Here is a 14,363-nt window from a genome sequence, read left to right as displayed (position 1 = left end):
ACTTGTCAAAGGTCATGCATATTGGAGTTTTAACCGGGGGAGGGGATTGCCCCGGCCTTAATGCCGTCATAAGAGCCATTACCAAATCTGCCACTATGCAATACGGAATTGAGGTGATCGGTTTTTTGGATGGTTTCCGCGGCCTGGTGGAAAACCACTATATGGCCCTGGATCCCCGCACTGTATCAGGCATCAGTCATACCGGGGGCACCATACTGGGAACCAGCAACCGGGACAACCCATTTTCTTTTATAACTGTAACCCAGGAAGGACATATGCAAACCGATGAATCTGAGCGGGCCATTGGAAATCTAAGGAACCTCGGTTTGGACGGGTTAATCGTTATCGGCGGGGACGGGACCTTGAATATCGCCAGTCAATTCTATGAAAAAGGCATACCCATAGTGGGAGTGCCCAAAACCATAGATAACGATCTTTCCGCTACAGATGTTACGTTCGGCTTTAATACTGCCGTCAACACCGCATCAGAGGCCTTGGATCGGCTGCATACCACCGCCGAGTCGCACCACCGGGTGATGATACTTGAAGTCATGGGCCGGTACAGTGGTTGGATTGCTCTGCACGCGGGCATGTCAGGCAGCGCCGATGTTATTCTTATTCCGGAAATACCATTTTCAGTGGAGGCTATCCTTAAGAAGATCGCTCAGCGCTACCGCCAGGGTAAAAAATTCAGCATTATCGTAGTCGCTGAAGGGGCTTTCCCCATCGGAGGCGAAATGGTGGTTTCGAACTATGTCCCTACCAGCCATGATCCCATCCGCTTGGGAGGAATAGGTGAGAAGGTAGCCGAAGACCTGGGCAAGGTCTTACGCAATGTGGAAATCAGGGTGACCGTATTAGGGCACTTGCAGAGAGGCGGGTCACCGATCCCCTATGACCGCATTCTGGGCACCCGCTACGGAGTGGCAGCGGTGCAGGCCTTCGTTCGCGGAGAATATGGATCCATGGTCAGCCTGCAGGGTACAGAGATAAAATCGGTACCTATAGCGGATGCTATCAAAGAGATACGCAAAGTCGATCCTCAGGGCGATCTGGTGGCAGCAGCCCGAGGGATCGGAATAAATTTTGGGGATGAGATGTAATTGAAAAGAGGTAATCAGCAGTGAACACCATAACCGTACTCGGAGCAGGCATCATGGGGGTGGGGATCGCTCAGGTAGCGGCTGCGGGGGGCTACAAAGTGATCCTCCGAGACTTGCAGAAGAAGTTGGTCGATGACGGCATCAACACTGTCGAGGACAAACTGGTCCAGGCGGGTGAATTGAACCGTGATGAAATTGAACGCATCATGGAACGCATCGAAGGCACAACTGATCTTGAACTGGCTGGGCAGGCGGATCTGGTAATCGAGGCAGTGGTTGAGAATATGGCGGTCAAGAAGCAAATATTTACCCAGATGGACAGCATTTGCCCGCCGCACACCATACTGGCCTCTAACACTTCGAGTCTCTCTATTACTGAAATAGCGGCCACTACCCGCAGGGCCAACCAGATTATCGGCATGCATTTCTTTTACCCGGTGCCCCAGAAACCTCTAGTGGAATTGGTTAAAGGTCTGGAAACAGACGATCATACTGTTGAAAAAACACGCCAATTCTGCTCTCGCATAGGTAAAACCAGCGTGCTGCTCAAAAGGGAGAGTACTGGGTATTTATACAACCGCATGGCATTGACTCTGCTTAATGAAGCCATACACATCTATTGCGACGGCCTGGCCACACGAGAGGATATTGACCAGGCTGCTTGTGCCGGACTGGGCATGCCGCTAGGTCCATTGGCCCTGGCTGATATGATTGGCCTGGATAACTTACACAATGCCATGCTCTTGTACTGTGAAGAATTTAAAGACAACAAATACCGCCCTCACCCGCTTTTCACTACCATGGTCCGGGCTGGGCACCTGGGAAAAAGATGTGGGCGCGGGTTTTATGAATATATTTAATACTATAGAAATCATTTGGCCTTGGAGAGGAGAATGGGCAACATGGAGTATCGCGCCAAACCTGGAGTTGGGGTATGGTTCACAGTAATCGTCATTATAGCAGCATTTATACTGGCTTTGTGGGGGATAAACTACTCGCTCGGGCCTGAAGACAAGGTCTTAAAAATTATGCTTCTAGCTCCCACCTACCTTTTTATGCTGGTGTTCGCCTTTCTAGCCGCAGGAGCGTTTAATCTCGCCTATAAGGCAGGGGAGAAAGGCCTGATCCTGCAATGGGGGGCTTACACCAAGGTGGTGCCATGGAAAGAGATTACCCACGTAATTAGAGTGGAGGGCCAATGTAATCTCTGTTCCATTGTCGGGGCAGACTGGCCCGGTTATCAGGTGGGGCTGTATATAGCCAAGGGACTGGGGCCGATCCGCATGTACGCCACCTATCCTGACAAAGGCTTCATCTATATCAAGAGTAATGTGGGATTTTTCGGGATTACCCCTCCGGCTGAAATGTATGAAGATATGCTGCAGTACATCGCTGACCATGCTCAAAAAGAAATCGAAGTAATCAACATCGATGAAATGCCCGAAGAAGTTCGTGGGGAATCGGAGAAGAACGACTATACTTACCGGCTGTTGAAGAGCATCAATGTATGGATGCTGTTGGCCTATGCCATCTATTTGTTGGTGTTTTTCCCAGGTTCGGGAGCGCCCAAACTGGTGATTCTTTTGTTGGTGCTGGCAGTAGGCCTGTTCTTTTTCAACACCAGCAATGCAGCTCGCCTTTACCAGTTTTCCGCAGGAGGTGGCTATGCCATACTAGCCCTGGGAATTATGGTGAATGGCATTTTCTTTATTGTGTCTTTCGGTGAAATAACCTTGAAATGACCTGTTTCAGGCCAACGGGGAGTAATTTAACCTCATTTGCGGGTTCAATGCTCCCTGCTTTTACTTTTAGGATAAGACAGGCAACCCGGTTTAGAAAACATAACGAGTATTATGTTAACTAATTAAACAAAAGAGCATCGGTTTTTCAGTATTAGGAGGGAGGAGTAAGTAATGTTATTAACGCCAAGAGAAGAGATCTATGACAGGGTCAAAAAGTTTCAACAAGAGATGATGGAAAAGAGTCTTGACGGGGCCATCGTGGTTTTGAACAGTGACATGTTCTATCTGGCGGGAACGGTACAGAATGCGCAACTTTTCGTTCCTGCATCAGGCGAACCGGTCTTGATGATTCGCAAAAGCCTGCGCCGCGGACGAGAGGAATCACCGCTCAAGAATGTGGTGCCCATCAGAGGGGTCAAAGACCTGCCCGGGGTCTTGAGCGATTTTGGGCATAGTAGTCTCAAACGCCTCGGCTTGGAATTCGATGTTCTGCCGGTGAGTAATCTGCATGCTTACGAAAGGGCTTTTCCCGATGTGGTTTTTTCCGATGTCAGTTCCTTGTTCAGGAAGATACGCATGATAAAATCGCCTTTTGAAATAGACCAAATACGGGCCGCCATGCAAATCTTAGATGCCGGATTCAAGGAAGTGCCTCGGGTCCTGCGTGAAGGGATAAGGGAAGTGGAACTGGCCAGCTATTTGGAAGCAGCCATGCGAAGAGCCGGTTTGATCGGCAACGCCAAAATGCGAGCCTTTAACCAGGACTACTACCTGGGCAATGTCTGTTTTGGCGGTTCCGGCTGCAGCGCCAGCGGCATGGACGGCTCGGTGAGCGGCATCGGCCTTACCCCAGCCTGGCCACAGGGCGCGGGCAATGCACAACTCAAGCGTGATGAGGTGGTATTTATTGACTATGTAGGTGTGGCCAATGGCTATTGCGGCGACCAGACCAGGGTATTCTGCCTGGGCAAGCTGTCACCCAAACTGGAGCAGGCCTATAATGATGCTATGATGATAAATGAACAGATGTTATCCATCCTTAAACCAGGGACCCCTGCTGAAGAGCTTTATCATTTGGCAGTTAAACTCGCCAAGGAATCAGGCAATGAAGAGTTTTTCCTGGGCTACAAAGAGGAGCGCGCCCGCTTTGTGGGTCATGGCGTAGGCTTAGAGACCGATGAGATGCCGGTTTTTGCCCCCGGGCTAAAGACCCCCATATTGCCTGGAATGGTGTTCGCCATGGAGCCCAAGTTCGTCTTTGAGGAAGGGGCTATTGGGACCGAGAGCACCTATGTGATGACTGAAAACGGCCCGGAATGCTTGAGCATCACCCCGCAGGTGATTGGCTATGTAGAATAAGAATAAGGAAACGACACTGGATTTATGCTAAAATCAAACGGCAGTGGATATTGATAAAAACACATCAACAAATCAAGGAAGGAAAAAACGATGCAACTCGGAATAATTGGATTGCCTTTGGCGGGCAAATCCACCATATTTGAACTGATGACGGAGAGTAAGGTCAAGACCCTGAGTGTGGGAAAAACCAACACCGCCATGGCACGAGTCCCCGACAACAGGGTGGATTGGCTCTCTGCCCTCTACAAACCGAAGAAGACCACCTATGCGCAATTAGAAATGGTGGATATACCTGGGCTAAGTCCGGGCAGTGAGAAGGCTGCGGCAGTGTTTTTGGATACGGTGCGCAAAGCCGACGCTCTCTTGCATGTAGTGCGGGTATTCGAAGACCCGAATGTACCTTATCAAGGTGATAAGCTGGACCCGGTAGGCGACATCGAAAACATCCATTATGAACTACTCCTGGCTGACCTTGGACTGGTGGAACGCCGCATACAGCGCATAGAAGAAAGTAAAAAGAAAAAGGGCCAGGAAAAAGAATTGGCTCTTTTGCACAAACTGCAGCAGGCTTTGGAGCATGAGCAGCCCCTTTCCAGCGTTGAACTGGATCAGGAAGAGGCCGAACTCTTATTGTCATACCAGTTTTTGACCACCAAGCCTATGCTGGTATGTCTGAACATTGGGGAGAATCATCTGGAAGCTGACCTTTATCCCGGCCAGGACGAAGTCAGATCATACCTGGAAGGCCATCAACTCCCTTATGTGGAGGTATCGGCTGCCATAGAGCGGGATATCGCTGAATTAGATGGGGATGAACGAGCTGAGTTCATGCAGGAACTAGGTTTGAAAGAGCCCGGCATGGTAAGGGTAGCCCGCACCGTCTATCGGAGCCTCGACCTGATCTCCTTCTTCACCGTTGGAGAAGATGAAGTCAAAGCCTGGACGGTAACCGCAGGCAGCCCGGCCAGGAAGGCCGCCGGCAAGATCCATAGCGATATAGAGCGTGGATTTATCAGAGCAGAAGTAGTGTCCTATGAACATATTCATGAACTGGGTAGCATGGCAGCAGTAAAAGAGAAGGGCCTGTTTCGACTTGAAGGCAAGGAGTATGTAGTGACCGATGGCGATATAATTCATTTCCGCTTTAACGTGTAAAGTTAAACCGGCGGGGTAAACCGACAAACTAAACGGTTGTAAAACCATGGGGCTGTCTTACGAAGGCAGCCTCTTTTTGTGTGAGGCTTATCAAAAGGTCAATATGATGGGCCAGGTCCTTCGTTCACGTATTATGCAACCCTACTTCGCACTTTCCGATCTTGAGAGACGGTTGACAATTAAGTTGACTGGCACATTCTTGCCCCCGCTTGCTGTTCCCTTAATATCCATTTTAGACATACAGACAGCCCCATTTAATTTTGTTTTCCAGTGTACACAACAATCACGGTATATAGCCATTACTCATATGATGAGAGTAGAGAATTAACAAGGGGCATGTCATGCGAAAACATTCTGCTATTGAACTAGATATACCCAAACACCACCAAAACTCAAGATATATGGCTCATGCTGGCAATCACCTCAACCCGGTCAATGAGCCTGACTTAGCAGTAGATAGTAAACGCCGTCTTATCTCCATATCTCCAGCGCTGGCACGGCGTTTGCATATTCCCGCCAGGCCATATCTTATCTATTATGCTGATTTCCAAGGCTTATATCTAGGGCCTGTAATCGGCATTCTCATTAGCTCTCTCAGACCAGAGGGACATCCCGGTCCGTATGAGGCCAAGATATACCGGGAGATGGTCAAATACGCTCGAAAGCGCGGGGTATTGATTTATCTGTTCAACGCCTCTGGGGTGGGGAAAAAGAACGGCATGATCAAAGGCATAAGCCTCAACGCTGCCAATAAGTGGTACACCAGTCTCTTTCCTCGTCCTGATATCGTCTACAACCGGATTCGCAGGCGCAGATTAGAGAACACCGCTCATATTGAAGGGCTGTTGAAACAATTTCAAGATGATCCGGCGATTCACCTTTTCAACAGCCGTTTCCTGTACAAATGGGAGGTTTATGAGACATTAAGCGCTGTGCCTGAGGTATGTGGCTTATTTCCCTTGACCTTACAGTTCACTCATAAAAACCTGAATATTATGTTAAAGCAGTGTGAGGAGGTCTTACTAAAACCAGATCATGGTTCCCTGGGGAAAGGCATTATCAAGATAGTACCTAAGGGCAGCGGTTTTTCTGTGGCAACATCAGCAAAGCCAACCAAGTGGAAAAAATGCAGTTCTGTTGATAACTTGTATAACTTGCTGAAAGAAGAGATGGGTAATAGAGACGGTCTGCTGCAGCGCGGTATTAAACTATGTACCCTAAAAGGCAACGTATTTGATATGCGCGCTCAGTTTCAAAAGGATGGCAGCGGTGCCTGGGTTCATACTGGAGCCGCATTCCGGGTTGCAGGCAAGGGCCAATTTGTAACTCATATTCCTAACGGAGGACGGGCTGAAACATATGAAACGGTAATAAGGCAAACCTTTCCCAGCCCAAGCACCAGAACCGGGCTTAGAGATCAGCTCAGTTTCATCTGCAGCCATGTTCCCGCACTACTAGAAGAGCGATTAGGCCTAAACCTTGCTATCGTCTCCATGGATATCGGCATTGATTCGCAGGGCAAGATGTGGATTCTGGAGGTAAACTCCAAGCCAACTCATTTCGACGAAACAGATATTCGCCGACGCCATCTGCAGCTTTTGATAGACTACTGCATATTTGCGGCTGCAGAACAAAGAAGAAACTGACAGAAAGGTCTAGCCTATGAATATCCAACTTCTATACGCTGCCAGCACCACTGGTAGGCAATTGGTTGAACGACTGGAGCAAACCGACGACATTAACGTTCAAACCAGTGAAACTACTTTTATAGGACTTGAATATCTTCAAATCGACTTGCGTACTCATCCCGGCCCCACCCGTATGTTTAACAACGGTCCCGCAGTGAAACTGGCTATGAATCAGAAACAGGCTTTTGATGTTCTGCAGGCCAACCGGGTGCTGTGCCTGGATACTGAAGAAGATAATATCAACCGGGTTTACAAGATCCTGGTCTGCGATCTCGATATACTATCGGTTTGCGTAGAGATTAAAGGAAAAGGAGCTAAACCTAAATATATCAAAGAAAATGAAAACATGAAGGCAGCGCAGCTAGCCCGGAAGGTTTCCATATTATTGGGGCTTGATATGGTAATGGTCGAAGTCGTATTAACCAACAGAAGAAAGTGGAAAATCGCTGGACTGGAAACATCGCCGGAATTGCGCTCCAAGGATGTGGACCGGGTGGTAAAAAAGCTTCAGGCTATTTGCCTGATGAATCACAAAGAAGTGAAGCTAGGGGCGGATCCGGAATTTATGCTCGTAAACCGAAAAAGCGGGAGAATGGTGGCTGCCTCCGATTATTTTCCCAGAGACGGTATTGTAGGATGTGATGCCATTCGTATTCCTAACCGGCAGCAGAGACCTATCGCAGAAATACGCCCTCGACCTAATTCGGAGCCCCAGCACTTAGTGCTTAACATTAGGGAGGCTTTGGGCTATGCCAACCGAATGGTCGCTTCCGCCAATGTGAAATGGGTAGCGGGTAGTCAACCCTTTCCGGGCTATTCCATCGGCGGGCATATACATTTTAGCAACATAAAATTGAACGCCGCTATATTGAGAGCTTTAGACAATTACCTCGGTATACCGGTTTTCATGATTGAAAATCAGGCTACCGCTGTTAAAAGACGTAAAAGGTATGGAAAGCTCAGTGACTATCGCAATAAAAGCCACGGCGGATTCGAATACCGCACTCCCGGAAGCTGGTTGGTGAGCAGGGAAATAGCCACAGCCGTACTTTGTCTGGCTAAAGTGGTAATAAGCCACTATCCCGAGCTAAACCATAATTATCTCAATAATCCCCAGGCGCAGCAGGCTTTTTACCGGGGGGATCAAGACCATTTCCGCAAGGTATTCCCTATGATCTGGGCTGAAATCGAAGCTACTGATCTCGGACGCAAATATATTGAGGAAATCTCCATTCTAAAATGGATGGTAGACAACCAGGCATCCTGGGATGAAAAACGGGATCTTCGCAAGACCTGGAAATTAGGCGGAAAAACAAAAAAAAAATCAGGAAGGTTTACCGACGCAGAACTGGTTGAAGCCTCGTTCGATGATACCCAATTCGAATCGGACTTTTCGGACGTTGCACTACTGGAGTCTGATGTAATCCCCACCCATAACCGACCGCGGCGCAGGCAAGCCAGCTCGCTTATGGCTCGCACGCGCAGTCCGCGCAATGCGCGTGTTTCCAGAAGCATTGTCATCCCAGGAACAGACAGCCAGAACCTGTTCTACCCGGATTTAGAAACCGATAACCCTGACTTGGCCAGGGTTATCGGACCGGAACATATTCGTCGGGTGTCCACCCACTTTGAGGTGGTTAGCGCATACCCAGGCGCGACAGTAGGGTATTAGCGGCCTTGGTTTGATAATTCACTCGTACACTCAATGAAGGATCATCGCAGGTTTCGAAGATAAAGGCCTTTACCCCCAGGTACTGTCCGGACGCTCTGGCCAAACTCCCTTTAACAGGATACCTGAACAGGCTGAACTTCTTGTAAGAGGTGCTAATATTACTGTTGAGGTTTTTGACAATAGCGCTGGCCATCGTCTGGGTGGTGCTGTTGGGGTAGTATATAAGGCTTTGGCCTACTGATTTAGTGCGCTTGCAATATCCGTAGCCTTCATGCATGTCCATCAGCCAGTCAACATCATACTTCTTAACTGCTGACCAAATCGATCTAGCTAGGCTGGTATCGGCAGATTGGTTTTTCCCCTGCGGAAAATCACGGTTCAGGTCACCGTTATAAGTGCGGGTGTGCCGGTCCACAGCCTTTTTATTAGCCTTAGGCAAAACTATTAGTTTGCCCTTTTTAATGTCCCAATTCTTAACCTTGGCAGCAGCAGTGTATCCAGCGCGTTCGTTGCCGTGCACACCACCCACGATCATAACTACAGGGCCGGGTTTTCCACTGTCGCGAATATACATAGGGGTTGCATATATTGTGCCAGAGGCGATGGTAACAGTTTTAACAGTATCTGCCTGTGCTATCGGGGCCGCTATAGCCAGTCCAGAGAATGCAAGTAATGTAATCAAAGTCATAATACAGCAACGTTTTAACAGCAAGCTTACTTTTTTCAAAATAACTCATTCCTTTCCTTGACAAATTCTTTTTTACAAAAAAGTAAGTTGTGACAAAATTCTACAAAAATTAGGAGAATCCTGCCCATCTGTCAAGGTAAATAATGTAAAGGTATGGTTTTAATCGGTAACTATGGGAATAAGTTCGAAGTGAAGACCAACAATTTCGGCCTCAGAGAGGTGCAGATCGAGAGTGGACTGAACGGCTTCACGGATTAGGTTTATATCGGTTTGGGACCCGGCGACGGCTGCGAAACCCAACATAGCGCGCTGCCATAGATCTTTATACTTAATTTCCAATATTGAAATATTGATGCGCTTCTTTAAGCGGTCCTGAATACTGCGGACTACCATGCGTTTCTCTTTTAATGTGGAGGCATAAGGCATAAATAGTTCGCAGTAACCATAAATCACATACACGCCAGACCTTTCCTTTCGTAACAGAATATTGAGATACCACCTTATTGTAACAGAAGTGCCAGGAAGCCGCAAAAATGCGGTAAACGGTATCGGCCAACGGAAATGCACCTTCATAAAAAGTAATAGTCTCAGTAAATTAATAAAAGCTTGAATGACATTTCACAGGATTAGATCAGACTTTACTGCCGATACACTACGTCTGCACACTTTATCCACCAGACAGTTGGATGCCAAATCTCCGAATTGATCTGCTCCAACCGCGAGGTGTTCTCCACAGCCACAAATCCATCTAGGCAGGCCTAGCCCGCTATTATCGACCAGTACCTCAGAGCGTTAATGCAGCGTTGTTTGAACACATACTGTCTTCTTATGGGAGGTTCGATTATCAAGAAAGACAGCAGATACTACGGCGACCGCTCCATATAAAAGAAAGAGGGGAGTGGTGTCTATGGCAAAATAAAAGTACAGCGAATGGCAAGTTAAAAATACAGCAGAGAAATGGAAAAAATCATCGCCAGCACCCCTAAAATATACTACCCTTTTGTTTGCAAGGACAAAGGGGGTAGAAAGAAAGGATGCTAACGATGATTCAAAGATATCATATCAAACACCAAAGCTTCCATAAAGGGAAATCCCTAAGAAGCATTGCAGAAGAGACCGGGCATGATTTCAGAACCGTAAAGGAATACGCCGAAGAATCTGATTTCAATGAGAAAGCAAAACCCAAAAGAGGGCGGCCTTCCAAGCTTGACCCGGTTAAACCAATAATAGATACCTGGCTCATAGAAGACATGAACCGACCGGTTAAGCAGCGCCACACTGGAACCCGAATCTATGAGCGTCTGCGTAATGAACATGGAGATATATTTGATGCTTGCGAAAGAACTGTGCGAGCTTATGTAGCTGCCAAGAAAAAGGAACTTTACGGAGAAAAAGAGGGCTTCCTTCCACTGGAGCATCCGCCCGGTGAAGCACAGGTGGACTTTGGCGAGATTTTCATGATCGAACAAGGCAAGAAACTTAAAGGATATGAGCTGGTACTCTCCTTGCCTTACAGCAATGCCGGATATCCCCAGGTATTCCGGGGCCAAAACCAAGAATGCCCGTTAACTGGATTAAGGGATATATTCGAACATCTGAAGCACGTTCCCCGGGTTATCTGGTTTGACAATCTGTCAGCAGCCGTTGCCGGTATTGGGGATAGAGAAAACCGTAAACTTGTGGATCAGTTTTACCGATTTGCGCTCCACTATGGCTTTAAGGCACAGTTTTGTAACCCTGGTAAAGGTCATGAAAAGGGTCATGTTGAAAACAAAGTTGGCTACAGTCGCAGAAACTTCTTTGTACCTGAACCAGCTTTTGACGATATTCAAGCATTTAACCATGGACTTTTTGCCGTGGCAGAAAAAGACCACCGACGAAAACACTACTCCAAAGGATTGGAAATATCAGAACTGCTCAATAAAGACCTTGCAGCCATGTTACCCCTTCCCGCCAAACCTTTTGAGATAGGTCGTACAGAAAAGCAGGTGGCCAATAAATATGGTAAAGTGCGCTGTGAAGGTAATATATATTCCGCTTCTCCCCAAGTGGCAGGAAAAGAAATATACATAAAACTAAGAGCACATCAGATAGAGATACTGAATGAGCAATATCAGTTAATCGTAACCCATAAGCGGCTATATGGTCAGGGACAGGAAGTTATGGACTGGCTGCCCTATCTGAGTACATTAGCTAAAAGACCTAATGCTTTGAAATACACTGGTTTTTATCATGAACTACCTGATCCTTGGCAGGAATACCTTGCAGATTTAACCTATGAGGAAAAAAAGAAAAGTCTTCACTTGCTGTTCCGAATGATTACGGAAACAGACATGGATACTGCCACCATCTGTTTGCTGGAAACCATGGATTCTGGCAAAGCGGATACTGATAGCATTCTATTAAGTTACCGAAGATTAACCGAACCCACTTTTAATGATTTTTTGCCGCTAATATCTGCCGGCATAAATTCACCGGCAATATTTACACCTGATCTGACCTGCTATGATGTCTTTCTGAAAGCAGGTGAGAATAAATGAAAGAGCTTATCAAAGACTACTGCAAGCAGCTGCGCTGGGGCAATGGTTTGGTCAAGAACTATTCGTGTATTGAAGCCGACACACATGAAGAATTTCTGGCCAAGCTTCTGGAAATGGAGTTAAAAACCCGGGAAGTACATCGTAAAAATCGCTGTTTAAGACAGGCCACTTTTGATGTAATTAAAACTTTTAACGGCTATAGTCTTGATCATGTAGAAATACCGGCTTCCATTCCGATAGATGATCTGAAAACTGCTAAATTGCTGGAACGCAAGGAAAACCTAATCCTTTACGGGCCGGTGGGAACCGGTAAGACCCATATGGCTACCGCTATCGGGGTGGAAGCCTGTAATCAAGGAAAGAAGGTGAGATTTTACAGAACATCAACCCTGGTTAATGATCTAAATGATGCTCAAACGGCAGGAAACCTGGGCAAGATGCTTAAGCAATTATCCAAGCTGGATTTATTAATTTGTGATGAATGGGGTTACATACCTCTGGATCGCCAGGGTGCTCAGCTACTCTTTCAGGTAGTAGCTGACTGCTATGAAAAACGCAGCATTATTATTACCACCAACCTGGAATTCAGTAAATGGAACGGCATATTCTACGATGAGAAGCTAACCAGTGCGATTATCGACCGCTTAATTCACCACAGCCATCTGCTGGTTTTTGGTGGACAAAGCTACCGACTCAAATATTCCACTATCAGGAAATAATGGAACTAAGGGTGCTGGATTTATTTTTTGCCGTTTGCTGTATTTTTTACTTGCCAAAAACAAGTGGCCCCCCTGTCAGTAGATCCAGATGGCTTGAGAGAAAAAACTGCTCTGAACTTCTAGCTCCTTCAATTGATTAAATAAAGTGTTTTCACTGACAACCAATAAGTAAAGAACTGCTCAGGTAATTACCGGGGCAGTACTCCATAATTATTTATGCAATTGATATACAGGTGAAACGCGGTGGCGCTAAGCCAGGATGGGCCGCACTTTCAAGTCCTCTAAGCCGATTCTCCAACTACCTATAATGAACATTATGTAAACTAGCCATGAAAGTGCGTGGTTCTACTTTTTTGTTCTGGCTAGTTTACATGAATGTTGGGATTTTGAATTACGTTAATACCCTCCCACTAGGTCGTTGTTGCTTTTCCATCTCTTTTAATCCGTCAACTTTGAAAAAATAATTAATAATAAACTCGCGCAAAACACAAAACCACCAAACTGGTTAACGTCTTCGGAAAACCCTCCACTCCACCTACCGTATCCTTTAGGAGTCATAAGAAAAAATGAAAACAGTAACATAGCAAAACCAAGATTTAACAGACCCCACCAAGTAGATAAAAACCATAAAATTAAGATAACGATTAGAACAGGTACTACGCATCTTACCCACTGTGGTTGAGATTCTTTCATCATCCATTTAGCTCTTTCAATTAACCATGAACCGACCCCGAAAATAATTGCAAGAATAATCATTCCCAACAATGGGTCTAAAATCTTCAAAAGTAGGTCCAAAAACACTTCCCCAATCACGCATTTTATCGCCAAGTACATACAGACTTGCAGTTGCTCATTCATACATCGCAGATACAACTTGTATTGGAACGTAATATGCTATAGCCACCTGGGCCCCCTCCCCCGGAGCCTCCCCAGGTGGCTATATAATCGATGTGTTGCCTTATAGCTAACCTAATAACTCTCTCTTCTTTTCCTGAAATTCATCTTGTGTAATAATGCCATCGTCCAATAGCTCCTTATATTTCCGGATTTCGTCTGCAGGGCTAAGAACTGTAGAATGATTTTTGGAGCCGTCAAAACCCTTTAACCTTTCTATTTCAGTTCTGATTTTCTCAACTAACTCATTATCCTTTTTCTTAAACATAACCGTATTCTCGTCTTGAGTTGCACTAATGAGACCTTTAGTATTTTCTTTTCCACCAGATATTGTGAATTGAATATATCCATTTGTTAGGTTATTACCAGGTTTAATCTGAATACTAGATATTTGTGATAGATATATCGATTTTTCACCTTTCGAAAAGCCTTGGGTCAATTTAGCCAATGCGCCTTTTCTCGATATAACAATTCTGTTATCGAAAAGCTGCAATTGCCCATTTACTCCATTAAGTTCGAACAGCATTTAAATTCCCCCATATCTGCTAATCAAGAGTTAATATCGCGCGTCTGCCGGTGGCAAACCGAAGCCTACTACTAGCCAAGACCCTGATTAAAGGGTAAAGGCTGCGCCCTCGCTTCACTCGCCCTTTACTCAGGGGCCCCCTGGCTGTAGTCTCCGGCAGTTGCCCCCTGCCTCCGCGCTATTTGTTCTTTCTTCTCGCTCATCCACTGACCCACTATGTACGCTCCTAGAGACGAAATTGAGAGGCCATAGCTGTTTGCTAAGTTCTCCATCTCTT

General features: G+C 46.4%; 14 protein-coding genes. 9 read left to right on the top strand and 5 right to left on the bottom strand.

The window, feature by feature from the left end; all coding sequences use genetic code 11:
• Positions 1-14 precede the first annotated feature (14 nt).
• From AC15IQ_RS14080 to AC15IQ_RS14050, 7 genes are all read left to right on the top strand, one after another.
• On the top strand, positions 15-1,103 hold the full coding sequence (locus AC15IQ_RS14080; protein ID WP_483179960.1) for a 6-phosphofructokinase: 1,089 nt from the start codon (positions 15-17) through the stop codon (positions 1,101-1,103).
• Between the two features lie 20 nt (positions 1,104-1,123).
• Positions 1,124-1,963: a 3-hydroxyacyl-CoA dehydrogenase family protein gene (locus AC15IQ_RS14075; protein WP_483179923.1), complete on the top strand. Its 840-nt coding sequence runs from the start codon at positions 1,124-1,126 to the stop codon at positions 1,961-1,963.
• 42 nt (positions 1,964-2,005) lie between these two features.
• Positions 2,006-2,845 carry a PH domain-containing protein gene (locus AC15IQ_RS14070; RefSeq protein ID WP_483179922.1) on the top strand — a complete coding sequence of 280 codons (840 nt, stop codon included), beginning with the start codon at positions 2,006-2,008 and terminating at the stop codon, positions 2,843-2,845.
• A 171-nt stretch (positions 2,846-3,016) separates the two neighbouring features.
• Positions 3,017-4,204: a M24 family metallopeptidase gene (locus tag AC15IQ_RS14065; RefSeq protein ID WP_483179920.1), complete on the top strand. Its 1,188-nt coding sequence runs from the start codon at positions 3,017-3,019 to the stop codon at positions 4,202-4,204.
• Between the two features lie 90 nt (positions 4,205-4,294).
• Positions 4,295-5,359 (top strand): redox-regulated ATPase YchF, encoded by a 1,065-nt coding sequence (gene ychF / locus AC15IQ_RS14060; RefSeq protein WP_483179918.1) that lies wholly within the window; start codon positions 4,295-4,297, stop codon positions 5,357-5,359.
• A 341-nt stretch (positions 5,360-5,700) separates the two neighbouring features.
• The gene (locus tag AC15IQ_RS14055) at positions 5,701-7,005 is read left to right on the top strand and encodes a YheC/YheD family endospore coat-associated protein (protein WP_483179916.1); all 1,305 of its coding nucleotides are present in this window, start codon (positions 5,701-5,703) and stop codon (positions 7,003-7,005) included.
• Positions 7,006-7,021: 16 nt separating this feature from the next.
• Positions 7,022-8,719, top strand: coding sequence for a putative amidoligase domain-containing protein (locus tag AC15IQ_RS14050; RefSeq protein WP_483179914.1), 1,698 nt, complete (start codon positions 7,022-7,024; stop codon positions 8,717-8,719).
• On the opposite strand, the gene AC15IQ_RS14045 is transcribed toward AC15IQ_RS14050, so the two are convergent.
• Positions 8,685-9,446, bottom strand: a complete 762-nt coding sequence (locus AC15IQ_RS14045) for a M99 family carboxypeptidase catalytic domain-containing protein (RefSeq protein WP_483179912.1) — start codon at positions 9,444-9,446, stop codon at positions 8,685-8,687. The genes AC15IQ_RS14050 and AC15IQ_RS14045 overlap by 35 nt on opposite strands.
• A 120-nt stretch (positions 9,447-9,566) precedes the next feature.
• Positions 9,567-9,866, bottom strand: coding sequence for a DUF503 domain-containing protein (locus AC15IQ_RS14040; RefSeq protein ID WP_483179911.1), 300 nt, complete (start codon positions 9,864-9,866; stop codon positions 9,567-9,569).
• A 584-nt stretch (positions 9,867-10,450) separates the two neighbouring features.
• Between AC15IQ_RS14040 and istA the strand changes: the two genes are divergently transcribed.
• Complete coding sequence (gene istA, locus AC15IQ_RS14035; RefSeq protein WP_483179909.1) at positions 10,451-11,947, top strand: IS21 family transposase; 1,497 nt, start codon at positions 10,451-10,453, stop codon at positions 11,945-11,947.
• Entirely contained in the window at positions 11,944-12,666 is a 723-nt protein-coding gene (gene istB / locus AC15IQ_RS14030) for an IS21-like element helper ATPase IstB (protein ID WP_483179907.1), read from the top strand. The genes istA and istB overlap by 4 nt, the downstream gene beginning before the upstream one ends.
• Positions 12,667-13,104: 438 nt before the next feature.
• Here istB and AC15IQ_RS14025 read toward each other — a convergent pair whose 3' ends face one another.
• From AC15IQ_RS14025 to AC15IQ_RS14015, 3 genes are all read right to left on the bottom strand, one after another.
• Positions 13,105-13,449: a hypothetical protein gene (locus tag AC15IQ_RS14025; protein WP_483179904.1), complete on the bottom strand. Its 345-nt coding sequence runs from the start codon at positions 13,447-13,449 to the stop codon at positions 13,105-13,107.
• A gap of 181 nt (positions 13,450-13,630) precedes the next feature.
• Complete coding sequence (locus AC15IQ_RS14020; RefSeq protein WP_483179902.1) at positions 13,631-14,086, bottom strand: DUF4429 domain-containing protein; 456 nt, start codon at positions 14,084-14,086, stop codon at positions 13,631-13,633.
• A 125-nt stretch (positions 14,087-14,211) separates the two neighbouring features.
• Positions 14,212-14,358 carry a hypothetical protein gene (locus AC15IQ_RS14015; RefSeq protein ID WP_483179900.1) on the bottom strand — a complete coding sequence of 49 codons (147 nt, stop codon included), beginning with the start codon at positions 14,356-14,358 and terminating at the stop codon, positions 14,212-14,214.
• Positions 14,359-14,363 lie beyond the last annotated feature (5 nt).

This window comes from Syntrophomonas sp. DTU019 (assembly GCA_913757435.1).
GTDB lineage: Bacteria > Bacillota > Syntrophomonadia > Syntrophomonadales > Syntrophomonadaceae > DTU019.
This window is presented reverse-complemented; position numbering and strand designations above follow the sequence as displayed.

Bases quoted from the DNA above. Each gene is read 5' to 3' on its own strand.
- AC15IQ_RS14080 (WP_483179960.1), top strand. From the start codon at position 15: ATGCATATTGGAGTTTTAACCGGGGGAGGGGATTGCCCCGGCCTTAAT.
- AC15IQ_RS14070 (WP_483179922.1), top strand. From the start codon at position 2,006: ATGGAGTATCGCGCCAAACCTGGAGTTGGGGTATGGTTCACAGTAATC.
- AC15IQ_RS14065 (WP_483179920.1), top strand. From the start codon at position 3,017: ATGTTATTAACGCCAAGAGAAGAGATCTATGACAGGGTCAAAAAGTTT.
- ychF (WP_483179918.1), top strand. From the start codon at position 4,295: ATGCAACTCGGAATAATTGGATTGCCTTTGGCGGGCAAATCCACCATA.
- AC15IQ_RS14055 (WP_483179916.1), top strand. From the start codon at position 5,701: ATGCGAAAACATTCTGCTATTGAACTAGATATACCCAAACACCACCAA.
- AC15IQ_RS14050 (WP_483179914.1), top strand. From the start codon at position 7,022: ATGAATATCCAACTTCTATACGCTGCCAGCACCACTGGTAGGCAATTG.
- istA (WP_483179909.1), top strand. From the start codon at position 10,451: ATGATTCAAAGATATCATATCAAACACCAAAGCTTCCATAAAGGGAAA.
- istB (WP_483179907.1), top strand. From the start codon at position 11,944: ATGAAAGAGCTTATCAAAGACTACTGCAAGCAGCTGCGCTGGGGCAAT.
- AC15IQ_RS14020 (WP_483179902.1), bottom strand. From the start codon at position 14,086: ATGCTGTTCGAACTTAATGGAGTAAATGGGCAATTGCAGCTTTTCGAT.
- AC15IQ_RS14015 (WP_483179900.1), bottom strand. From the start codon at position 14,358: ATGGAGAACTTAGCAAACAGCTATGGCCTCTCAATTTCGTCTCTAGGA.